Consider the following 24236-nt stretch of genomic DNA (forward strand, 5'->3'; position numbering starts at 1 on the left):
ATGAAGTCTTAAAATGATAATATAGCAACTGTTCATAAGAACACAATCAATTCAAGCAAAACATTAAACGCTTGATTGAGGAGTTTAGTATGAATATGCATGCGCAATTAGATGTAGAACAAACAACTACACCATTTAAGGATAAAAAGCGTCATTTGTGGTTACTTGGTCTTGCAGTACCTGCTATCGCGATGAGTGGACTTGCTGGCTATCAATTTGGACCTAAAAAATCGAAAAAGTTTTTTGCCTCATTTGGACCATTATTTATCCATGGTGTGATCCCAACTCTAGACAAATTAATTGGTGAGGATACTGAAAATCCACCACTAGATGCGATTGCGGACTTAGAAGCTGACCCATATTACTCTCGCATTGTGAAGCTTTTTATACCACTCCAATATGCGACTAACGTTTATGGAGCATACTTAGCAAGTCGAAAAGGCACATCTGTAGCTGATCAAGTTCTATTAGGAACTTTAGTTGGTATGGTGAATGGTATTGCAATTAATACTGCACATGAATTAAGCCATAAAAATGGTCGTTTAGAACATTATTTATCACATCTTGCATTAGCACCATCGGGGTATAACCACTTCAGAATTGAACATCCATATGGGCATCATCGTCGAGTAGCAACGCCTGAAGATCCTGCATCATCACGCTTGGGTGAGACCTTTTGGAAGTTCTTACCACGTACAGTAATTGGAAGTTTTAAATCTGCAATTGAGATAGAAAAGAAACGTTTAGAACGCAAAAAACTACCATTTTTCTGCAAGGAAAATGAACTGATTCATGGTTGGGCCATGTCAGCAATTTATCATGGCTTGATGTTTAAGAAATTTGGTATGCGTTCAGTTCCATTTCAACTCACTCAAGCTACATATGCGGTGACTCTATTTGAAGCCGTTAACTATATTGAACATTATGGTTTAAAACGTGAGAAGAAAGAAAATGGGCAGTATGAGCGTACTTTGCCAGAACATAGCTGGAACAATAATAATTTAGTGACGAATCTATTTCTGTACCAGTTACAACGTCATTCAGATCATCATGCTTATCCGACACGGAGTTTCCAAACCTTACGTCATTTTGAAAATGCACCTCAATTACCAGCAGGTTATGGTGCCATGCTTTTACCAGCCTTCATTCCAGCATGGTGGTCAAAAATTATGGATGATCGAGTGGTAGAGCATTACAACGGTGACTTGAGTAAAGTAAATTTACACCCTGATGCCGAAGCACGAATATATGAAAAATATGCAGAAGAGATAGATATGATATGAAGAAAGCCCTGAAAAGGGCTTTTTTTATCATGAAGCAGAAATTTGAAGACGTTTGAAGTGTAAATCAAACTCAAGATATTTCTGCACAAAAGCTGTTTTATCTGTTGAGCGAAGTAAATTATCGTAAATAAACTCTGGTACTGGGTGGTAAAGTTCGCCTGAACCATTGTTATAGAAAATTTTTAAATAACGTGAAGAAACATCATATTTCCAAGATGTTACGACTACAGATTTTTCCATACCTTGCACCCCCGCAGTGATCATCGTTTATTACATATAAAAAACTCTTTAAGTGCTCATCTTTTGACAGTACTCCAACTTTGTAAAACTGACAATCAGAAAATGAAGTTTTCTAGTGAATAAAAAATGATAAGAATCATTGAAAAATATGATTGCTTATATGAGAGTAACCTGCATAAAAAAACCACTCTAAAAAGAGTGGTTTTTAACTAATCTCTATATCTAGAAATTAGATTTTACCAACTAAGTCGATAGATGGAGCGATTGTATCGTTACCTTCTTTCCATTTAGCAGGGCAAACTTCGCCTGGGTGGCTAGCTACGAATTGAGCAGCTTTAAGTTTACGTAAAGTTTCTGATACGTCACGAGCGATTGCGTTGTCATGAATTTCAGCAGTTTTGATAACGCCTTCTGGGTTGATGATGAAAGTACCACGAAGTGCTAAACCAGCTTCTTCAATATGAACGTCAAAAGCGCGAGTTAATTGGTGTGTAGGGTCGCCAACTAATGGGAACTGAGCTTTACCAACTGCTGGTGAAGTTTCATGCCATACTTTATGAGAGAAGTGAGTGTCAGTTGTTACGATATAAACTTCTGCACCAGCTTTTTTGAACTCTTCATAGTTTTCAGCAGCATCTTCAACTTCTGTTGGGCAGTTAAATGTGAATGCAGCTGGCATAAAAATAAGAACAGACCATTTGCCTTTAAGATCAGCATCAGTTACTTGAATGAATTCACCGTTGCGGAATGCATCAGCTTTAAATGGTTTAACTTCAGTATTAATCAAGCTCATCATTGTCTCCATGATTGAGGTTTATCTTTAAACTTGTTTGCGAGGTCTAGAATAAATAATTTCTAGTTATTGGGGAAATAGTATTTTTACATGACTAAAATCGGAAAATTAAATGATCCGAGATCGATAGCTTTCACCCAAAAAAAGATATTTCCATTTGACTCCATTCACATGAAGCAAAAATGACAAATATCGAAAATGATCGTGCTCTACAACATGAAGCCGATCGCCTTAAAATTCAAGGGTAAAATTGAAAAAAATAAAATTATATAGGACTTACGCACTATTATTTATAGATTCTCTGTGGTAGGAGATGATTTTTATCGAGAATAAAGTCATCAATGAAGTCTTTGATGATTGGTCTAAATAATTTCTTCTGCCAACGATATACATTTTCAAAGATCCGCTCAAACTGGTTCTTTTGTATCTCGACGTAGGCCATCAAGGCTGCAAAAATATGATTCAAAATCAGTTTAGATCGTCTTACTTGAAACTTTTCAATATGACAAACCTGTTTAATCACTCGGTGATATTGCTCTATTTTCCAATGACTTGAATGTAATTCATGAAAACCCTCAAAGGACAATAAATCATCTTCATCTTGATGCACAATATAAAACCTCTGCTGTTCTTTTAACTGAGTCTTAAATAATTGTACAAAGCCAAAATCTTTGAGCCAGACCACTTGACCCTGATGAAAATCTGGCAATAAACGCAGTTGAAACCATTGTCCTTTTTCTGGGGAAACCTTACGGTTACAGTCGATACCAAACATAAATCGAATACCATATTTTCTTATGGTTTTTAGATTTCCAGTCGATGAATACCAACTATCACCTGTAATAAATTGAATCTTTGCACCCCAACTGAGTACTTCACTTAACATATCCATAAAGTAATCATTCTTGGTTTTACTTTCAGATTTGTCATAAATTCGGAAATTAATTGGAATATTTTGACCATTTTGATCTGTCGCATACAAGGTAATGAGATTAATACCCTTGACGGATCGGTGGTGTTTGCCTGACCAAAAATAGCTAACTAAGTCCATATGCTGACTATATGGTTTATCTAAAACAGTATCATCAATACTGACTATAAGTTTATTATTATCAATATGTTGAATTGATTCTTGATATAGGTCGTGAGGTGTGTAGTCTTCACGCTCTAGAAAGCGATTTACACTATCATGCGAGATGTTATAAGTCTCGGCAAGTTGTGTGCAGCTAATAGAGTTCGGTTCTGTCATGAGAAAGCCCATATAAATGGGTAGAGTACAGGTTGCTGTAGAAGCATGTTTAATTCGTCTAATCACAGATACTTTATAAAGCATTTTAATACTTTTTTGAATCTGTCAATGCGTAAGTCCTATTATATAAAAAACCATAATCTGCACGAAGTTCATGCATGTTGGAGATATTATTGTTTATGCTTAAATATTGGTCCAAATGTTTCTTGTTTCAAATGTTTGGGATGTTTAGAATTTGAGATAGGGTAGAAATACTGTGAAGTATTAAGCAGGATTAAAGTTAACAGCGAGCGAGATTACTCGTATTCAAAGAGAATTAATACAACAAATGACAGATCAATTGAGAGAAAAATTTGAGAATCTTGAACTCAATGCGGGTTTAGGCAAGATTAGTGCTTTTATATCTATGTCTCTAGGATTATTAAGCATTTTCAGTGCTTTATGCTTTTTATTTCCTTCAGTTCTCACCATGCCAGAACTACGTCCGCTATACGTTAAACATTATGATGCTTTTTATTTTAGTTTGATGATCGCGATTGTACTTAGTGTCGGTTTTGGGGCGTTTAGTGCGATTTTTCGACAAAATCGATATGGGTTTTATGGTTTGTGTTTCGCATTAGTTGCGGCTGTTTTGGGATGTGGGTTAATCAAAGCCCCAACTTTGCCGAACATTCCTTTCTATGCAGGTATTGATTATTTCGTACTAACACTTGTGATCTTGGCTTTAGTTTTTATCCCTTTAGAAGGTTTTTTTGCTAAAAATCCCCATCAAAAAATACTTAGAGTGGGATGGGTGACGGATATGAAATATTTCATGTTTAGTCACATTGGCATTCAACTCTTTACCTTTCTAACAGTCATGCCGATTCAGTATTGGATTACTCATCTTCCGAATAATCCAATCGTTCCTTTTGTACAAGCACAGCCGATTTGGTTGCAATTTATAGAATTGTTGATTGTCGTTGATTTCGTTGTGTATTGGTTGCATCGCGCGATGCACGAGGTGAATTTCTTGTGGCGTTTTCATGCGATCCATCATTCAACGGAACATATGGATTGGTTAGCATCTTCACGTTTACATATTGTCGAAGTATTGATGACGCGATTTATTGCAACGTTACCGATATTTTTATTAGGTTTTCATACCTCAGCCGTTTTTGCTTATCTCGTATTTATTTCTTTTCATGCGATATTCATCCACTCAAATGTACGTTTTAGATTTCCGTATTTACGCTGGCTGATAGCTACCCCTGAGTTTCATCATTGGCATCACTCTTCAGAGAAACCTGCAATTGATAAAAACTATGCGGCATTTATCCCATTGTATGATGTCATTTTTAAAACAGTGTATATGCCAAACCATTTGGCAAGTGTATATGGAACTGTGGGGTATAAGATCCCCAATAGTTTTGTAAAGCAATTTGCGTGGCCATTTAAAAAATACGTCAAACAGTTACGTAATCGTTTTGATCATTCATCTAAATCATAAAAACCAAACTAGAACTACAGCAATATCATCAATAGATTTCTGTAGTTCCTTTGCATAGCAAGATTTTAAGGCGTAAAATAGCCGATTATTTAATTTTCAGGAAAGCTGTTCAGTGCAGAGTCATTTAAATGTAGATCAATTGGTTATGGCACGTGACCGTCACCGTTTAAATCGACTGCGCAAAAATAAAAAAACAGAAACAGCAGAAATCGAAAAACTATTTGAACAATCAAACCAAAAGGTAAAACAGCGTTTAGCTCGCTTGCCTAAGATCAAACTCAACCAAGATTTGCCTGTTACGCAATACGCCGATCGTTTGATCGAGGCTATTCAAAAGCATCAGGTGATTATTGTTGCAGGTGAAACAGGCTCTGGTAAAACCACACAGCTTCCTCAAATCGCAATGCTTGCAGGTCGTGGACTTACTGGCATGATTGGACATACACAACCACGTCGTTTGGCTGCACGAAGCGTTTCGCAACGTATTGCGGAAGAAGTTGGTGAAAAGCTTGGCGAGTCAATTGGTTTTAAAGTTCGCTTTAATGAGCAAGGTTCTCAAGACTCGATCGTTCGGTTGATGACGGACGGTATTCTGTTAGCTGAATTGACTAATGATCGATTCTTATCAAAATACGACACCATTATCATTGATGAAGCGCATGAACGCTCTCTCAATATCGACTTTATCATGGGCTATCTGAAGCAATTATTGCCGAAGCGTCCTGATTTAAAAGTGATTGTTACGTCTGCAACCTTAGATGTAAATCGGTTCAGTCAATATTTTAATAATGCACCAATTTTTAAAGTCGAAGGTCGCAATTACCCTGTTGAAGTTCGTTATCGTCCTATTTCTGAATTGAGTATTGCTGGTAGTGATGATGATGAGTTCGATGATTTTGAGGAAAATCTACCTAGAGCCGTTGTTCAAGCTGTTGAAGAGTGTTTTGCTGATGCTGAAGCAAAAGGTCATCCTGAACATGCTGATATTCTAATTTTTGCCAGTACAGAGCAAGAAATTCGAGAATTACAAGAAACATTGCAGAAATATGGACCACGTCATACAGAGGTATTACCTCTATATGCACGACTAGCTCTCGCTGAACAACAAAAAATCTTTAATCCTGGTGGTAAAGGTCGCCGCATCATTATTGCCACGAACGTAGCAGAAACGGCATTGACCGTTCCAAATATCCGCTATGTGATTGATAGTGGATTTGCACGTATCTCACGTTATAACTATCGATCGCGTGTTCAGCGTTTGCCAATTGAAGCGATTTCACAAGCAGCAGCCAATCAACGTAAAGGGCGTTGTGGTCGTATAGCAGCGGGTGTGTGCATTCGTCTATATAGCGAAGAAGACTTTTTAAGTCGTCCTGAGTTTACCGAACCAGAGATCAAACGGACGAACTTGGCTTCTGTAATTTTACAAATGCAAAGTCTTGGTTTAGGTAGTTTAGAAGATTTTGACTTTATTGAGCCACCTGATTTTCGTTTGGTAAATGACGGTCGTAAGTTGCTTATTGAATTGGGTGCCTTGAACGAACGCAAGAATGATCTGACTAAAGTTGGTCAAATGATGGCACGTATGCCGATTGATCCTCGTTTAGCACGTATGATTATCGGTGGAGCACATTTTGGGGTACTTAAAGAAACCTTGATTATTGTTAGTGCTTTAGCGATTCAAGACCCTCGTGAGAGACCAGCAGATAAACAAATGCAGGCAGATCAAAAGCATGCTTTATTTAAAGAAGCTGATTCTGACTTTTTGTTCTATTTAAAATTATGGAATACATTGCAAACAAGCCCTGATGCTCAATCTGAAAATAAACGCCGTCAGTTTGCACGCCAACATTTTCTGAGTTGGTTACGTTTGCGTGAGTGGAAACAAACACATCAACAATTAGTAGAGTTGGCAGAAGGTTTAAAACTTAGTTTTAATGAAAAGGGTGCAAATTATGAAAATTTACATCGAGCTTTATTAACTGGTTTACTTTCATTTATTGCCAACAAAACTGATGAACGTAATACCTTTATGGCTGTTCGTCAGCAAAAAGCCAAAGTTTTCCCAGCCAGCACATTGCATAAAACCAATACAGCGTGGGTTATGGCATTTGAGATGGTAGAAACATCCCAAGTTTATCTGCGTACTTTGGCGAAAATAGATCCTGAATGGATATTGTTAGCTGCTCGAGACCTATTGAAATATCACTATTTTGAACCACATTGGTCAAAAAAAGGTGGCATAGTAAATGCCTATGCTCAAATTTCCTTATTTGGTTTGATTATCGAACCTAAACGTTTAGTGAACTTTGAAAAAGTTGATCAGGCAGCTGCACATGAAATCTTTCTGCGTGATGCGCTCACGACTGGCAATTTAGGCATTACCCCTGCATTTTTAAAACATAACTTGCTTAAACTTGAAGAAGTGGAGCGAGTTGAGGATAAATTACGCCGCCGTGATTTAGTGGTCGATGAAGAAACGATTTATCAATTTTATGCAGAACGTGTACCAGTTGAAGTGGCGAGTCGACATAGTTTTGAAGATTGGCGAGCGACCGTAGAAGCAAAAAATCCTCGTTATTTGTTTGTTGAGGATGACGCACTCTGGATGAGTGATCGTCCAACTACGCAACAATTTCCAGATTATTTGCACAATGGGCAATTACGTTTAGCAGCAAGTTATCGTTTTGATCCAAGTCATGATGAAGATGGGGCTACGGTTAAAATTCCTGTGCAAGCATTGCCTCAAGTGGATGAAAAGCAATGGTCATGGGGAATACCTGGCTGGCGGCAAGATTTGATCGAGGCTTTATTAAAAGCACTACCTAAAGATAAACGCCGCAATTTAGTTCCAATTCCTGATACAGCCAAAAAGTTAATGCAGGGTGTCGATGCTGTTCATTTACGTGAGCATCTATTTAACTATCTCGCTTTTGCTCTACGTGGAGAGCAGATTACTGAAAAAGATTTCTCGTTTGAACGTATCGATCAATACCTTGTTCCTTTTATCAAAGTGATTGATGAAAAAGGAAAATTAATTGCACAAGGTCGTGACTTAGATGAATTAAAGGCGAGATGCCGAGTTGAAACTCATCGTCCAGTAAAACAACAGCAAGGCGAGTTCCAAGCCTTCCCTGAGAGCTTTATCTTTGAAGCTTCTCAAAAGGTTACAGGAGTGATAGTTAAACAGTATCAAGCGCTTGTTCCCACAAAGATATTTTTTGCACTTGAAGCAAAAGATGAATCAGGTGTGGTTGTACAAACGTTTAATGATCAGCAAGAAGCCCTCAAACAGCATCGTGAAGGTGTCATTCGTCTGATTCATATGCAGCTTGGAGATTTGATTCGCCAACTGAAAAAGCAGATTTCTAAACCTTTGGCTTTGGCATATTCTCCATTGGGTGAGCGCGCTAAACTCGAACAAATGTTGGTTTATGCAACCCTACAAGTATCAATCCAACAACTTCCACAAAATGCTGAAGAATTTAATACCTTAGCACTTGATGTAAAAAAACACTTTTTGAGCAATGGTCAAAAAGTACTAACGGACATCACTGAAATTTTTACCCAATGGCAGCAAGTTCGTCGTGAGTTGTTGGTTTTAGATCAAGATATATTCGGTCGTAGTATTGACGATATAGAGGATCAGTTGGACTTAATGTCATTGGCGGACTTTGTTTATAGCAAACCAAGTGAGATTTGGCAGGAATATCCACGTTATTTAAAAGCATTGCTATTGCGTTTAGATCGTTTGCCAAATAATCTACAACGTGACCTTGCTGCAATTGATGATGTCGATCCATGGATGGACAAAGTATTTAAGTTTAAAAATGATCATAAAATCAAAGAAATGTATTTGATGTTAGAGGAATTGAGAATTTCCTTGTTTTCTCAACCAATGAAAACAAAGATGCCAATTTCACCAACTAGATTACAAAAACTATGGGATCGATTAGCAATCGGTTAAACTGAGCAATAATGAAAGTTAGAACCATTCTTTACAGGAGTTTTACATGGGCATCCGTATAACAGGTACAGGTTTGTTTCACCCAACTGAAACAATTTCTAATGAAGAGTTGGTTGAAAGTTTAAATGCTTATGTAGAACAATTTAATCAACAAAATGCTGACAAAATTGCAGCAGGTGAGATCGAAGCTCTACGTGGTTCAAGTCCTGAGTTTATTGAAAAAGCATCTGGTATTAAAAGCCGTTACGTGGTTGAGAAGTCAGGTATTTTAGATCCAACACGTTTACGTCCGCGCTTACAAGAGCGTAGTAATGATGAACTTTCGCTCCAAGCCGAGTGGGGTGTAATTGCTGCTAAACAAGCGATGGAAAATGCAGGTGTCACTGCTGAAGATATCGATGTTGTGATTTTGGCATGCTCAAATATGCAACGTGCTTATCCTGCTGTTGCGATTGAAATTCAGTCGGCATTAGGTATTAAAGGCTATGCTTATGATATGAATGTCGCGTGTTCAGCTGCAACATTTGGTTTAAAGCAAGCTTATGACGCTGTGAAATGTGGTGCTCGCCGTGTTTTACTTTTGAATGTTGAAATTACCTCAGGTCACTTGGATTATCGTACACGTGATGCGCACTTTATCTTTGGTGACGTTGCAACTGCTTCAATTATCGAAGAAACTGAAACCAAATCAGGTTATGAAATCTTAGATATTCATTTGTTTACCCAATTTTCAAATAACATCCGTAATAACTTTGGTTTCTTAAACCGTAGTGAAGATGCGGTTGTTGATGACAAATTGTTCCGTCAAGATGGGCGCAAAGTGTTTAAAGAAGTTTGTCCACTTGTCGCAAAAATCATTACAGCACAGTTGGAAAAATTACAATTAACACCTGAACAAGTTAAACGCTTCTGGTTGCATCAAGCGAATGCTAATATGAATGAGTTAATTTTAAAACTCGTTGTTGGTAAGGATGCTGATTTAGATCGTGCACCAATTATTTTGGATGAGTTTGCTAACACTTCTTCTGCGGGCGTAATTATTGCAATGCACCGTACAGGCGAGCAGGTAAATAATGGTGAATATGCTGTAATTTCATCATTTGGCGCAGGATATTCGGTTGGTTCGATTATCGTACAAAAACATATTGCTTAAAATTTATAGGCAAAATAAAAAACCGCATCAATGATGCGGTTTTTTTGATTTCAGCTTATTTAAGTAAGATCGCTAGGTCGATGACTTGTGGAGTGGTGTTACCACCAATAGTTGAAGCTGCTAAATTTGGTGTTCCATCTACACTGATAGCTAAACGTGCTCTAGGTGTTGTAATTGTTGTATCGCTATTTAAGTCGACTCGATAAAGTACAGATGGTCCAGTTTCACCTGCCACAGTCGCTAAAGCTAAGCCATTGTCACCACCAGCAATATCAAAGCCATTGTCTATACCTAAGTTGATTCCTAAATTACCGATAAGATTTAATGTGCCTGCGTTTGGTGGATTCTGTTTAGTGAGAGTTTTGCCTGTTTGATCAAGATCAAATAGTTCTGTAGCTAACATCGCGATAGGTGTAGCGAAACTATTGGTATATGCAGCTGCAGTAACTTTAGCCTCAGAAATTCCGTTAATATCGCCATCTTTTATAGTATCGCCAGTATCGACGTTAATTCTTAAGTTCTGGCCAGTATTACTGATTACGCGGAGTCGATCTGCTAAAGGGTTGAAATCAACTGCGAAACTTGTACCATCTAGATTTGTGAAAGTACTACTGGTAGCTGGTTTGAGTGCTGTGATGAGGCTTGCTAAACCCGTGTCTGTATTGATCGTATACAAATTCCCTTTATTGGTTAATCCATATAGCTTGCCAGAATTGTCAGTTGAGGTTCTAAAACGATAATCGATACCGATAAATTTCTCATCTACAAGCAATCCAGTGAGGCTCTTTTCAGTTACAGTATTTGGATTGGTAATAGAGAAGCTAAGCAGTTTATTGTTTGCTGTTAAACCATAGCCTTGAGCTGTGGCATTGGTTGAACGTTTTAATGCAATCCCACGAATTCCCATGCTATTAAAACTATTATTCAAGTCATGTGATTCAAAAACAGCATCGCTTGAGGTGCCGACATTAGCTAGATTAAGTTTAAAAAATTTATAATTGCCTGATGCGAGTTTGAGTGCGGCAAAACCTACATTGTTGACAGGGTCTATATCAAAACCGCCACCGCCGTTTGTATTAATGTCTGCACCCAAAGCCGTAGAATTACCTAATGTACCTGCGTTCGCATTTTGAATATAAATGCGATCAGAATTTTGGTCAATGCTATATAGTTTTGTTGAACCTGTGCCAGTAAAGGCATTGGTATAAGCACCTGCAACAATTGCTGCAGTACCTGTGGCTAAATTAATCGTACCATCTGTAATGGTTGCACCAGTATCAACATTGATACGTAAGTTTTGTCCTGTGTTAGAAATTACACGTAGGCGATCTGCAGCAGGGTTAAAATTGACAGTGATAAGGTTGGCATCACCCATAATTTGTGTGAAAGATGCATTTCCATCTGTAGTATCGCTCGGGTCGGCGATTAGTTTTCTCAGGAAAGTTGCTTCGCCATTGTTTGGATTTAAAGTGTATAAGTTCGCCTGTAGACCAACAGCATAAAGTTTGCCGTCTTTAGGGCGGTAATCAATACCTACCAGTTCGTCTCCAGACATTAATCCTTTAATCTTGCGGTTAGACACAACCTTGTCAGGCATTGATCTATCGACTGAACTAATCATTCCATTGGCAGTTAGAATTAAAGTATCGCCAGTATTCACATTTGACGACTCGGTATCGTTGTCTGAATCACTATTACAACCTAACAATGCAAAGCTTGCTAATGCAGTAACAGTCAAAGCTGTAATTTTCTTATTCATGTGTCTATCCTGATCTCAAAGTTATTTATAATAAGAAGTCGTCTTCCAATGAACGGTTTAAATTGACAATGCTTCTTGATATTCATTTTTGTTTGGAGGAAATTCCAAAAAAGAGGGATGTATTAAGTTAAAAAATACAAATCACAATTTTTTTAAATTCACTTCTACTTGAATCAGGTTATGCGGACTAGGGTATAAAGTAAATTAATGTTTTTAAGTGATTTTTTGGTAGTAGCGTGTCGATTGGTAATTATTCACGAGGAATTCACGCTCGTTAAGAAACGTTAATTAGTGCACAGAAATTATTTTTAAAATTGGATTATCTCACATCAAAAAATAAAAAAGAGAACATGATTGTTCTCTTTTTTACTTCATAGAAACTTGATTAAGCTTCTACAGTTTGTACAGCAATTTTCTTAGCAGGATCTACTTTGCGACGAACCGCAGGAACAGGTTCACCATGATACTGACGATCTGCAAAGTAGCTTGAACGAACCATGGGTGCAGACCAAATATTTCTGAAGCCTAATTTACGACCATGTTCCGCGTAACGTTCAAATTCTTCTGGCGTCACAAAGCGATCAATTGGCGCGTGTTGCTTAGACGGTTGTAAGTATTGACCAATGGTTACATAATCTACGTCATGTGCACGTAAATCATCAAGTAAAGAAATCACTTCTTCTTCAGTTTCACCAATACCCACCATCAAACCACATTTGGTGGGAACGTCTGGGCAGTATTCTTTAAACATTTTTAAAAGATTCAAAGAATGTTGATAGTCTGAGCCTGGACGCATTGCTTTATATAAGCGAGGTACTGTCTCGATATTGTGGTTAAAAACGTCAGGTGGACATTCAGTCATAATGCGTAAAGCAATATCCATGCGACCACGGAAATCAGGAACTAAGATTTCAAGTAGCGTTTTTGGACTCAAAGCACGAGCTTCTTTAATACAATCCACAAAATGTTGAGCGCCGCCATCTAAAAGATCATCACGATCTACAGAGGTGATAACCGCATATTTCAAACCCAAGTTTGAAATAGTTTCCGCCATATGACGAGGTTCATCAGGATCAAGTGCATTTGGTCGACCATGAGCAACGTCACAGAAAGGACAGCGACGAGTACAAATATCGCCCATAATCATAAAAGTCGCAGTACCACCACCAAAACACTCTGGAAGGTTAGGGCAGGCAGCTTCTTCACAAACAGTATGGAGTTTTTGCGAACGTAGAGTTGTTTTTATACGCTGAACCTCTTCAGGTGCAGTCATTTTGACGCGAATCCAGTCTGGTTTACGAGGTACTTCAACCGTAGGTATAACTTTTACAGGAATTCTAGCGACTTTTTCAGCGCCACGAAGTTTTATGCCCTGTTCAGGTTTACGGTGTTCAGACATCTTATTTTCTACAACCTATTGCTTGAGATATTCGATTATTATAGTCAAATTTATAGGTTTATAGGATGAAATAGGTATTCATTTTGAAAATGTGAATATATAAAAATATATAGTTGAGAAATACATCAACCCATAGCATATTAGTTATCATATATATAGAAGTAAACAGCTAAGAGATAAAGGAGCTTTGAATGCCACGTAAGAAAGAGGTCGTTGGTGGGAATGTTGTAAAATTTGATGCAGTCATTCTCGGTTCTGGCCCAGCTGGTGAAGGCGCGGCAATGAAGCTAGCTAAAGCAGGTAGAAAAGTAGCAATCGTTGATGTACGTGATCAACTCGGTGGTAACTGTGCACATGTAGGTACAATTCCAAGTAAAGCCTTACGTCAAACAGTTTCAAGTATCATCCGTTATCAGCGTGATCCAATGTTTCAAAAAGTAGGTGAATGGAAACAATTCACCATGAAACAAGTGTTACGCAACGCGCATAAAGTGATTCAACAGCAAGTTGATACTCATACACGTTTTTATGATCGCAATAAGATTGATGTTTTTCATGGACGTGCATATATCCAAGATAAAAATACCGTACTCATTTTTGGTCAAGATGGCATAAAAGATACCATTATCTGTAAACAAATTGTGATTGCAACGGGTAGCCGTCCTTATCAGCCACAAGGTTTGGACTTTAACCATCCTCGTGTTTTTGATTCTGACAAAATTCTTGATTTGGATTATTCAATTCAAAAAATCATTATTTACGGTGCTGGTGTTATTGGTTGCGAATACGCATCGATTTTTATTGGTCTAGATCATAAAGTTGATTTGATCAACACTCAGCAAAAGCTTTTAAGCTACCTTGATGATGAAATCGCTGATGCATTGTCATATCACTTGCGTGAGCAAGGAGTATTGATTCGTCACAATGAACAAATCGATCGCCTAGAAACCTTTGATGATCATGTGGTTTTACATTTGCTTAGCGGCAAGAAAATCAAAGCTGATGCCATCTTATGGTGTAATGGTCGCTCAGGTAATACTGACGGTTTAGGACTCGAGAATGTAGGTCTTGTACCAAACAATCGTGGTCAGTTGATGGTAAATGATCAATATCAAACTGAAGTTGAGAACATTTATGCTGCTGGTGATGTGATTGGTTGGCCATCACTTGCATCTGCTGCATATGACCAAGGTCGTTGTGCAGGTGCAAACATGGTCGGTGAGAAAAATGTTAAACCGATTAAAGATGTACCAACAGGCATTTATACCATTCCAGAAATTTCTTCGATTGGAAAAACTGAACAAGAATTGACTGAAGAAAAAGTACCTTATGAAGTAGGGCAAGCATCTTTCCGTCATCTAGCTCGTGCTCAAATTACTGGTGATACCGTAGGTGAGTTAAAAATCCTCTTCCACCGCGATAGTTTGGAAGTTTTAGGTATTCATTGTTTTGGTAACAATGCCGCAGAGATTATCCACATTGGACAGGTTGTAATGCATAGTCCGAATAATACATTAAAGTATTTTGTTGAAACGACATTCAACTACCCAACAATGGCAGAAGCATATCGTGTTGCAGCTTTGAATGGTATGAATCGTCTATTCTAACTTTAATAGAGTTGTATGAACAAAATGCCAATCAATATGATTGGCATTTTGTTATTTAAATTGAAATAAAAAGGTTAAATATGAAAATCCAGAAAAATAATTTAGTGATCGTAACGATTATTGTTGTGCTAATTGCTGCTTATGTCGGTATAGATTTAAAGCAAAACAACCTGAACGATAATGTTGTTCAGACTTCAATTGTTGAGGAAGCGGCGGTTGATGATCAGCATAAGATTATGAAAGCTTATAAACAACAGCTAAGTAACATTCAAGTTCAATCCAAGGGTGAAGTAAAAGCAATTTTAGCTGATGATAATGATGGTTCAAGACACCAAAAAATGATTCTAAAACTGGAGAATGGTTTAACCGTTCTAGTGGCGCATAACATTGATTTGGCACCTCGGGTGGAGGGACTTAGAAAAGGTGAAATAGTCGAATTTTATGGAGAATATGAATATAGCCCTAAAGGTGGAGTGATTCATTGGACTCATCATGATCCACAAGGAAAACATGTGGATGGATGGCTAAAATATCAAGGGAAAAGCTATCAATAATCTCTTTTCGCTAATTAGCCATCCATAATATGCTCTAAATTAGCTTGAAAGCCCCAAATTTTGACGAGATTTCCATTTAGGTAGTATCTTAGCTAAATAGGCATCCATGCACCATACAGGGCCAATCAGAAGGAATTGCAGATCTTTGAAGAAAGAAGGTTTCTTTCCTTCAACTTTATGACCATAAAACTGACCAATCCATGCGATTACAAACACGCCGATATAAAATCCTACCCCTACAGGTAGAATAATAATAAGCCAAGCCATTACCACCAACAAAGCAGCCATAGCCACAGCTAACACGATATCCAAGCGAGCATAGAAAACGAGTGTAAGTACAAGCAATAAAGCGGTGAGTAGAGTACTAAAATGCGCAAGAATACCAATTATTGAAAAAAGAATTGCTGGGACACATACCCAATGTATTTTTTTATTGGTTTGGTTTTGGTGACTATCGCTGTATTCATCGAACCATTCATCTATCGATTTCACAACTGCACTCCTTGCTAAATTGACAATTTATAATGTCATTACTATAGCGAAGAAAGTAGTGAGGGTCAAAAATGAATCAAAAAATAATATAAATAATAAAGCCACGTATAAACGTGGCTTTATTATTAGTTGGAAGTCTAAATATTAAGAATTTGGACCATCAACGCGTTCGATACTTACTTTCGCAGTGCCAGCATTGGTAACACCAAGTTGCTTAGCTGCGCCATAAGATAAATCTAATACACGGTTACCATGGAATGGACCACGATCGTTAACCTTAACTACAACGCTTTTACCGTTGTCTTTATTGGTCACACGAATGTAACAGTTCAATGGCAGGCTACGATGAGCAGCAGTTAAACCATTCATATCGAATGTTTCACCGCTTGCAGTCTTACGACCATGAAATTGACGACCATACCATGATGCTACGCCAGTTTGGCTAAACTTACGTACAGTATTAGACGCAACAGTGTTAAGTTTTTCAATCACTGAAGGCTCTTCTTCAGGGATATCAATTTTAGCAGCAATTGTTTGGCGACGTACTTTGTCACCAGAACTCTCAGTGATTGAAAGACTATTGACGTTAGAAAAACGAGAATTAAAATTTTGAGAATCTTTGCTCAAAACGCGGGCTGCTAAATTAGAACCTTCAACATCATTTGTTAATGATGATGATTGTACCATTTCAGCATGTAACGGGCTTAAACTTAAGCCTGCCGTCAGCGCTAGAATATATTTCAGCGAAAACTGCATTGTATAAACTCCTAGAGAACATGCTTTTCTATCTCGACAAAACAGCATCGAAATACAGTGCACATGTCTAATTATTCACTTTTGCAATTACTTTTCTTGGGTGGATAATATTCAGCGCTTACGAAGTGTGTCTAGTCTTTAACGATAAATAGTTGCAAAAAGGGTAAAAACTTACAGTTTTAGATTAAAAAACAATCAATATTGTAACAAAATATTAAAATTGATTATTTAAAACCCTTTTTGAACCATAAATTTATTGACTTTTAAATTTTGATTAAAAAGTCGGATTATCTTCCTGCGACTTCAGTGCCTAATAACCACACCGCTGTGGCATACATTCGACTCTTATTATAAGTCGTGATTACTTGGAAATTTGGATAAGTGATGTAGTAAATAGGTCCAAATTGGTCTTGTAATTGAATAACATTTACTAAATCAAGATCATCTATTTTTACCAAAGGGTCAATAGGTGCAATGCCTAGTCTTTTTAGCTCACCATAGGGAGTTGGTTGAGTTAAATCCTTAGCAATAATACTTTCAGGATCGTTACCTAAATAACGAGCAGGGAAGCCAATTGGACGATCACGTTGCCAACCATATTGAGCTAAATAATTCGCGATTGAACCAATTGCATCAACTGCGGAGTTTCTTAAATCAATATGTCCATTACCATCATAATCCACACCTAGCTTTTGGATGTTACTCGGCATAAATTGTGGATAGCCAATAGCCCCAGCATATGAACCAACGATACTGTTGGTTGGATAGCCTTCTTTATATGTCCATGAGATCAACGCTGCGAGTTCATCACTGAAGTAATCAGCACGACGAGGATAACCAAACGCTAAGGTTGCTAGAGCGTCACGGGTGATGAAAGAGCCTTTATTTGCACCATAACCTGTCTCAACACCTAAAATGCCTAAAATTACAGATTTTGGTACACCAAATTGTTGTTCCGCACGATTCAGAACATCTTCATATTGGTTTTTAAAGCGGACACCACGTTGAATTGTACCTTCGACTAAGAACATAGAGCGATATTCATACCAAGGCTTACTTTCACCTGGGCGCGTCATGATGTTTAAAATGTTGGGTAAATTACGTGCACCACTCATTGCACTATCAATTTGTTCACTACTTAAACCATAAGTAGTCATCGCTTTCTGTTTAAAAGCAAAATAATTTGGATGAGTGTAAAATTCATTTGCTTGCGCCCAATTACTACTCAAAAATAGACTGGCACTTAATGTTAAAAATTTAAAAGTATTATTTAGTTTAGGATGAAACATGTGTTTTATGAATTCCTCGTTATCGATGTGTATGAATTGACATCACAAGTCCAAATGTTGACATAAGTGTAATAATTGCAGTTCCACCATAGCTCATAAACGGTAACGGCACACCCACTACAGGTAAAATACCACTGACCATGCCTGCATTTACAAATACATAAACAAAAAATGACAAACCAAAGGCTCCTGCAACTAAACGCCCATAGTTATGGAAGCTTTGTAAGCCAATCTGAAATGTTCTAAAAATAATCGCGCAATATAAGAAAATAAGTAGGGTAACGCCGATCAAGCCAAATTCTTCAGAATAGGCTGCAATAATAAAGTCGGTATGACCTTCTGGTAAAAAATGTAAGTGAGATTGAGTACCTTCTAAAAATCCTTTTCCTGAAAAACCGCCTGAACCTATCGCAGTTTTAGATTGAATAATATTCCAACCTGTACCCAATGCATCAGCCTCAGGATCTAACAAGGTAAGTACCCTTTGTCGTTGGTAGTCATGTAGTAAGAACTCCCAAGCAATTGGAATGATTACAGCTGCAATCCCAGCAGCGGCAGCAATCAATCTCCACGATAATCCACTCAAGAAAAGTACAAAAATGCCACTAGCAAGCACAAGTAATGAAGTACCTAAGTCTGGTTGCTCAGCAATTAAAAGAAAGGGTACGAGGATGAGCAGCAAAGATAGTATGACTTGAGACAAGCTAGGAGGTAAGGCTTTGCGGGACAGGAACCATGCGATCATCATTGGCATGCCAATCTTCATGAATTCACTCGGTTGAACACTACCAAAGCCTGGAATATCAATCCATCTTTGTGCTCCCATGCGTACTTCACCAAACACGACTACTGCAACTAAGGACAAAACACCGAAGACATAAAAATATGGTGAGAATGCTTGATAAACTTTTGGAGGAATTTGCGCCAGAATAATCATGACTGTAAAACCAATGCCAAAGCTCATTGCTTGTTTACTGACAAGTCCAACATCTTGGGCTGAAGCACTATATAAGACGGTAAGTCCTAAAAATGCATTTAGTACCAGAAATAGGCAAAGCCATGGGTCTATATGGAGTTGTTGCCACCGTGAAGGGTGAGTGGCAGTACTCAAGCCATCACGCGGTGCTTGACGTAAAAATTTGTACTGTGAGCTTGGAGACATGCGCTTCTAAATCAAGTAAATCAATGCTTCGCGAATGCTAACATAAACACTGATTTAGACAATGCAAATTTAGAAATTGTGACATTATATAAGTTTGAAAATGACTTATTATTTTCTATAAAAAAAGCGACTATATATAGTCGCTTTTTTTGAATATTCGAAGTTTATTTCTGAACGAGCAACTGATCGAAATGCTTAGTGAATACATCCAACTCAGCTTGGCTTAAGCTAGGAATTAGTTTTTTGATTACAATATGCACAGCAGTTTCAACACCGCTAGTCGCAACACTTGCAACACCACGTTTTACCATGCCTAAACCCAATGTTTTGTTGTATTCAGTCATGAAGTGTTGAATAAGCGCGTCAGCAAAAGATTTGAACTGTTGTGTTAATGCATCACGTTGTTCTTTACCGTTGCCCGCAGCAACTTCAGCAAAGCTTTTTTTCATGTCAGAAACTAAAGCATCTGGTAGTTGAGTACCGATACGTTGTTTACCTTCATTATCAATAAACAAGCTCTTTTCCATGAAAGCTAAAGATTCAAGGACTTGTTCATTCGATGCTTTGCCTAATAATTGCTTCATCAAAGTAGAGACAATACTACGAATCTTTTGTGCGAGTTCTTCAGTTGTATCTCGTTTGTCACTTGGTGGGAACTGCTGTACCAAATGCACCAACATCGTGTCAATCAGCTCATCAGTAAGTTGAAGAGAAATCTTGTCACGCAAAGGGTATTGTGGTTCTTTGCTGTTACGGTTGGCTTGTGCAAGTTGAATATCCTGACTCAACGTTGCAGATGGAAGAATACCGAAATAACTGGTCATTGAAGAACGTCCTCTATATCAAATTTATTCGTTTTATTGTCGTGCCAAGCGGATCGGCTCGGGCATCCATGACAAGTCAGATACTCGACAAGGGTTGATATCCAATCCACCACGACGAGTATAGGTTGCATAGACCATCAGTTTTTCTGGTTTTAAGTGTTGCCAAATATCTGCGAATATTTGTTCCACGCATTGTTCATGAAAACCATTATGCTGACGGTACGAAATAATATAGGCTAATATACTGCGATAACAAGGTTTTTTACCTTGAAAACGAATAAAAACAGTACCCCAGTCAGGTTGTCCCGTCACTGGGCAATTACTTCTCAAAAGATTAGAGTAAAGTTCTACTTCAATATTTTCTTCACTGACAGCATCGTACTGCAATAAGCTTGAATCTGGATATTCTGAAAGACGTTCAGGGATCAGATCATCTATACAGATTCCTTGGGGTTTAGAAATCTGTAAATCATCCACTTGAAATAGTTGCAGTTCAACTTTAGCACCAGCAGCATCTGATAAATCACGCTCAACGGTCTCAACAAATAATTGTTGAGATGTAAATTGCGTGAAATTCATGCTGTTGAAATATAGTTTAAGGGATTTCGATTCAATTAAATTCGGAGAGTTGGCTGGTAAGGTTAAACGTCCTATAGCCACTTGTGGTAAACCAAGTTGGTTTAACCATGAAATCTCAAATACATGCCACCAGTCTTTGCCTTGAGCTATGCCTTCAATATCTGCATAAAGTTTGCGAGATTCAGCACGAGCAATCGGAAATAAGACTTCTGGTTGATATTGAGTAGGGTACTGGGTGTCTTTGCCCAATAAAGAATGTTCTACACTCATTCACGCATTCCTGAACCGCGAGCTAATAAATGATATGCAACTGCATAAAGGGCAACACAACATAATGTGACAACAGTGAGAGAGAATGAAACATTGACATCACTATGTCCCAAAATACCAAAACGGAAAGCGTTGACCATGTAAACAATTGGGTTAATTAAAGAGAGATTTTGCCAAAATGGACTTAAAGCACTAATCGCATAAAATACACCACCCAAGTAAGTGAGTGGAGTCAAAACGAAAGTTGGGATAATCGAAATATCATCAAAAGATTTTGCATATACGGCATTAATGAAACCACCAAGTGAAAATAATAACGAGGTGATAATTACTGTATATATAGTTACAAAGAAATTATAGATTTCCAAGTGAGTGAAAAACAAACTCATCAGAGTAACGATTAAGCCGACTAATACACCACGACATACACCACCGATCACATAACCCCAAAGAATTAAATGTAATGGCACAGGGCTCATAATCAATTCTTCAATGCTTTTTTGGAATTTTGCACTAAAGAAGCTTGAAGAAACGTTTGCATAACTATTGGTAATTACTGCCATCATAATTAAACCTGGCACAATAAATTGCACATAGCTGAAGCCACCCATTTCACCAATGCGTGATCCGACTAAATTACCGAAAATCACGAAATATAGGCTCATGGTAATCGCTGGTGGTAGCAAGGTCTGAGGCCAAATTCGCATAAAACGACGAATTTCTTTAACGACTAAGGTCCAAAGTGCGGTTTGTAACTGATTAAAGTTCATTGATCCGCTCCTGTAAGATTTTTCTCAACCATTTTTACGAACAATTCTTCTAAGCGGTTTGATTTGTTACGCATACTACTGACTTGAATATTTTGTGATTGTAAAATCAAAAATAAATCATTCATGCTATGCGCTTTATCCATCGTAACTTCTAAAGTTACTGGATCGATTAATTCGAATTTAAAGCCAATAATATTGAGTTGGAGGTTTTCGATCGGTTCTGCTAAATCACAAATAAACGATTCTTCATTAAGTTGATTTAGGAAACCTTTCATAGTGGTATCTTCTTTGATCACACCACGGTCAATAATGGCTATGCGACGACACAGCATTTCAGCTTCTTCTAAATAATGTGTCGTTAAAATGATTGAAGTACCTTTTTCATTCATTTCAGTTAAGAAATCCCACATTGAACGGCGTAATTCAATATCAACGCCTGCAGTAGGCTCATCGAGAATCAGAAGTTTTGGTTCGTGCATCATCGCGCGTGCAATCATTAGGCGACGTTTCATACCGCCTGAAAGCATCCGAGATTGAATGTTGCGCTTTTCCCAAAGACCAAGTTTCTCTAAATAATATTCAGCACGCTGTTCAGCAAGTTTTTTGGGAATTCCATAGTAGCCAGCTTGAGTGACCAAAATATCAAAAGTTTTCTCAAATTGACCAAAGTTAAACTCTTGAGGCACAACACCTAAACACTGTTTTGCCAATGAAGGGTGGGTATCAAGGTTATGGCCAAAAATTTCAACTGTACCTGATGTTTTTTTAGTTAAAGAACTAATGATACTGATCGTCGTCGATTTACCTGCACCATTAGGTCCTAATAATGCATAAAACTCTCCTTCAGGTACGGTTAAATTAATACCTTTTAATGCCTGAAAACCATTACGATAAGTTTTGGACAAATCGCTCAACACCAAAGCATCAGTCATGAACGTCTCTCATTGTTAGATTGAACGCGTATTTTGAGCGATATAAAAAAATAAACCAAGTGTAAAAGTGGTTTATCTTGTTCTATATATAGAACAGCATATAGAACAGCGTTGAGCAGTCATTTAGAAAGCAAATTAATAAACAGCTAGAGCCTCTATTAAGATAAAGTTTTTAAAACGTTTTTATAAAGATTTGTTAGTTAAATAGGTAAATCTATCAATAAATTAAGAGCTTAATTTTTTAAATTGTTTAATCAGGAAATCAATAAAAATTTGAAGCTTTTTAGAGATATTCTGACCATTGGGATAAACCGCATAAAAGTTCATGATCGGGCTGTGATAGTCTTCTAAACACCGAGAAATAAACCTGCATCAAAATATTTTTTAGCAATAAAATCTGGTAGGAAGACGATGCCATGTCCTTTGGTACATAATTATTATTTACAGCCTCAAAGGAAGGTGGGACTGCCTTTAAGTTTTTACCCGATACCTCGTATTCCTCCCACCTCCGTTAAGTTTCACTAGACAGCCTTTTTCCAGTAAATCAGTCAAATGGCGAGTAGCAGTGGCTCGACTGACTTTCGCCACTTTTTGATATTGTGAAGCACTGATCCCATGTTCGAAGCCATTGTCCCCACCATCTAGTAGCCGATTTAAAACTTTGCGCTGCCCCTCATGCAAATCCAATTCTGAAAAAGTCTGCCAAAATGTACTTTTTAGCAAAGTCCTTTGAATCCGCTTTAAGGTTTGCTCAAGACTTTCATTCAGTGCCTGTAAAAACCAAAGTAACCAATCCGTAATATCAGAATCACCTTTTTGAGTAGTTTCAAGAATCTCATAATAGCTTTTACGTTTATTTAAAATAACTGGCGACATCGCATACAGGCGGATACTTTGCTGATCCATCTGAGCCAAAGCCAAATCGGTTAAAGTACGCGTGATACGACCATTACCATCATCAAAAGGATGAAGCGTCACAAACCAAAGATGCGTAATGCCAGCACGAGTTAAGGGGTCAAGCAAACGATCTGTTTTACTACGATTAAACCACGCAATAAACGCATCTAAACGCTGCTCTAAACCATCTCGAGGTGGTGCCTCAAAATGCACAATAGGGTAGTCAATTCGACCAGAAACCACCTGCATGGCTTCATGCCCACGTAATTGACCAATCCGCATATGAGACATCGAGCAATCAGATTCATTAAACAACCATTGATGCCATTGAAATAAACGCTCTACTGATAAATCCTGCTCAATATTCTCTAAAACATCTAACATGATATTGGCTAGACCATCTGAACGTTCTGAGCTTGGATAGGGTTGTTCCAGTGATACACCTAGTCGTTTTGCCAAAGATGAACGCAAGGAGTAAACATTAAAACTTTCATTTTCAATTGCAGATGATGAAACCAAATTGGCAATCAAGTTATCTAATGTAAGGCGTTCTTTTTCAAGATTATGCTGGCTTTGCCCAAGCAAAATACCAATTTTTTGATGGATATGACGAGTCAGTGGCAGTAGTTGTTCATCTTGCCATGTAAAAGCAGTCCAGTCGGGCTGTTTCCATATCCAGTCAATATACATAATTGATCAATCCAAAATTGAAATAAGGTGATTCAATTACAGTGTATATTCGCCTCATTTAATGAGTCAAATAAATTATTAA

At 37.7% G+C, this 24236-nt stretch carries 20 protein-coding genes; 6 read left to right on the top strand and 14 right to left on the bottom strand.

The features are described from left to right. Nucleotides 1-89: 89 nt before the first annotated feature. Nucleotides 90-1283, top strand: a complete 1194-nt coding sequence (locus Q9Q86_RS03975) for an alkane 1-monooxygenase (RefSeq protein ID WP_099948520.1) — start codon at nucleotides 90-92, stop codon at nucleotides 1281-1283. A gap of 27 nt (nucleotides 1284-1310) precedes the next feature. Here the strand turns inward: Q9Q86_RS03975 and Q9Q86_RS03980 are convergent, their stop codons facing one another. From Q9Q86_RS03980 to Q9Q86_RS03990, 3 genes are all read right to left on the bottom strand, one after another. Beyond that, nucleotides 1311-1523, bottom strand: a complete 213-nt coding sequence (locus tag Q9Q86_RS03980; protein WP_112987676.1) for a KTSC domain-containing protein — start codon at nucleotides 1521-1523, stop codon at nucleotides 1311-1313. Nucleotides 1524-1752: 229 nt separating this feature from the next. After that, nucleotides 1753-2316: an alkyl hydroperoxide reductase subunit C gene (ahpC, locus tag Q9Q86_RS03985; RefSeq protein ID WP_112987675.1), complete on the bottom strand. Its 564-nt coding sequence runs from the start codon at nucleotides 2314-2316 to the stop codon at nucleotides 1753-1755. Between the two features lie 286 nt (nucleotides 2317-2602). Next, nucleotides 2603-3631, bottom strand: a complete 1029-nt coding sequence (locus Q9Q86_RS03990) for an IS701-like element ISAba11 family transposase (RefSeq protein ID WP_142028625.1) — start codon at nucleotides 3629-3631, stop codon at nucleotides 2603-2605. 262 nt (nucleotides 3632-3893) lie between these two features. On the opposite strand from Q9Q86_RS03990, the gene Q9Q86_RS03995 reads away from it, so the two are divergent. The 3 genes from Q9Q86_RS03995 to Q9Q86_RS04005 all read left to right on the top strand — a co-directional run bounded on the left by Q9Q86_RS03995 (nucleotide 3894) and on the right by Q9Q86_RS04005 (nucleotide 10174). Beyond that, the gene (locus Q9Q86_RS03995; protein WP_075696399.1) at nucleotides 3894-5054 is read left to right on the top strand and encodes a sterol desaturase family protein; all 1161 of its coding nucleotides are present in this window, start codon (nucleotides 3894-3896) and stop codon (nucleotides 5052-5054) included. A gap of 112 nt (nucleotides 5055-5166) precedes the next feature. After that, entirely contained in the window at nucleotides 5167-9021 is a 3855-nt protein-coding gene (hrpA, locus tag Q9Q86_RS04000; RefSeq protein WP_112986541.1) for an ATP-dependent RNA helicase HrpA, read from the top strand. 46 nt (nucleotides 9022-9067) lie between these two features. Next, nucleotides 9068-10174: a beta-ketoacyl-ACP synthase III gene (locus tag Q9Q86_RS04005; protein WP_004953654.1), complete on the top strand. Its 1107-nt coding sequence runs from the start codon at nucleotides 9068-9070 to the stop codon at nucleotides 10172-10174. A 55-nt stretch (nucleotides 10175-10229) separates the two neighbouring features. Here the strand turns inward: Q9Q86_RS04005 and Q9Q86_RS04010 are convergent, their stop codons facing one another. Further along, nucleotides 10230-11933, bottom strand: coding sequence for a DUF4394 domain-containing protein (locus tag Q9Q86_RS04010; protein ID WP_112986542.1), 1704 nt, complete (start codon nucleotides 11931-11933; stop codon nucleotides 10230-10232). 385 nt (nucleotides 11934-12318) lie between these two features. Further along, the gene (lipA, locus tag Q9Q86_RS04015; RefSeq protein ID WP_004682327.1) at nucleotides 12319-13332 is read right to left on the bottom strand and encodes a lipoyl synthase; all 1014 of its coding nucleotides are present in this window, start codon (nucleotides 13330-13332) and stop codon (nucleotides 12319-12321) included. A 191-nt stretch (nucleotides 13333-13523) separates the two neighbouring features. Here lipA and sthA point away from each other — a divergent pair, with 191 nt between their 5' ends. Continuing rightward, complete coding sequence (gene sthA, locus Q9Q86_RS04020; protein WP_004915155.1) at nucleotides 13524-14939, top strand: Si-specific NAD(P)(+) transhydrogenase; 1416 nt, start codon at nucleotides 13524-13526, stop codon at nucleotides 14937-14939. A gap of 80 nt (nucleotides 14940-15019) precedes the next feature. Next, nucleotides 15020-15493: a DUF3465 domain-containing protein gene (locus Q9Q86_RS04025; RefSeq protein ID WP_112986543.1), complete on the top strand. Its 474-nt coding sequence runs from the start codon at nucleotides 15020-15022 to the stop codon at nucleotides 15491-15493. 39 nt (nucleotides 15494-15532) lie between these two features. Here the strand turns inward: Q9Q86_RS04025 and Q9Q86_RS04030 are convergent, their stop codons facing one another. The 9 genes from Q9Q86_RS04030 to Q9Q86_RS04070 all read right to left on the bottom strand — a co-directional run bounded on the left by Q9Q86_RS04030 (nucleotide 15533) and on the right by Q9Q86_RS04070 (nucleotide 24154). Then, the gene (locus Q9Q86_RS04030; RefSeq protein ID WP_004915160.1) at nucleotides 15533-15985 is read right to left on the bottom strand and encodes a DUF962 domain-containing protein; all 453 of its coding nucleotides are present in this window, start codon (nucleotides 15983-15985) and stop codon (nucleotides 15533-15535) included. Nucleotides 15986-16129: 144 nt separating this feature from the next. Continuing rightward, entirely contained in the window at nucleotides 16130-16741 is a 612-nt protein-coding gene (locus Q9Q86_RS04035) for a septal ring lytic transglycosylase RlpA family protein (RefSeq protein WP_004679681.1), read from the bottom strand. A gap of 287 nt (nucleotides 16742-17028) precedes the next feature. Continuing rightward, a complete protein-coding gene (mltB, locus tag Q9Q86_RS04040) occupies nucleotides 17029-18030 on the bottom strand; it encodes a lytic murein transglycosylase B (RefSeq protein ID WP_004953667.1) in 1002 nt (333 codons plus the stop codon). A 19-nt stretch (nucleotides 18031-18049) separates the two neighbouring features. Next, the gene (rodA, locus tag Q9Q86_RS04045; RefSeq protein ID WP_042893515.1) at nucleotides 18050-19192 is read right to left on the bottom strand and encodes a rod shape-determining protein RodA; all 1143 of its coding nucleotides are present in this window, start codon (nucleotides 19190-19192) and stop codon (nucleotides 18050-18052) included. A gap of 164 nt (nucleotides 19193-19356) precedes the next feature. Next, nucleotides 19357-20016 (bottom strand): hypothetical protein, encoded by a 660-nt coding sequence (locus Q9Q86_RS04050; RefSeq protein WP_004915166.1) that lies wholly within the window; start codon nucleotides 20014-20016, stop codon nucleotides 19357-19359. A gap of 33 nt (nucleotides 20017-20049) precedes the next feature. Continuing rightward, nucleotides 20050-20865 (bottom strand): NADPH-dependent 7-cyano-7-deazaguanine reductase QueF, encoded by an 816-nt coding sequence (gene queF, locus Q9Q86_RS04055; RefSeq protein WP_112986544.1) that lies wholly within the window; start codon nucleotides 20863-20865, stop codon nucleotides 20050-20052. Further along, nucleotides 20862-21635: an ABC transporter permease gene (locus Q9Q86_RS04060; protein ID WP_112986545.1), complete on the bottom strand. Its 774-nt coding sequence runs from the start codon at nucleotides 21633-21635 to the stop codon at nucleotides 20862-20864. Before Q9Q86_RS04060 ends, queF begins: the two co-directional genes overlap by 4 nt. Continuing rightward, nucleotides 21632-22567, bottom strand: coding sequence for an ABC transporter ATP-binding protein (locus tag Q9Q86_RS04065; RefSeq protein WP_004953672.1), 936 nt, complete (start codon nucleotides 22565-22567; stop codon nucleotides 21632-21634). The genes Q9Q86_RS04060 and Q9Q86_RS04065 overlap by 4 nt, the downstream gene beginning before the upstream one ends. Before the next feature lie 471 nt (nucleotides 22568-23038). Further along, nucleotides 23039-24154 (bottom strand): Fic family protein, encoded by a 1116-nt coding sequence (locus Q9Q86_RS04070; protein ID WP_112986546.1) that lies wholly within the window; start codon nucleotides 24152-24154, stop codon nucleotides 23039-23041. Between the last annotated feature and the right edge of the window lie 82 nt (nucleotides 24155-24236).

Source organism: Acinetobacter sp. A22, from assembly GCF_030913345.1.
Taxonomy (GTDB): Bacteria; Pseudomonadota; Gammaproteobacteria; order Pseudomonadales; family Moraxellaceae; genus Acinetobacter; species Acinetobacter junii.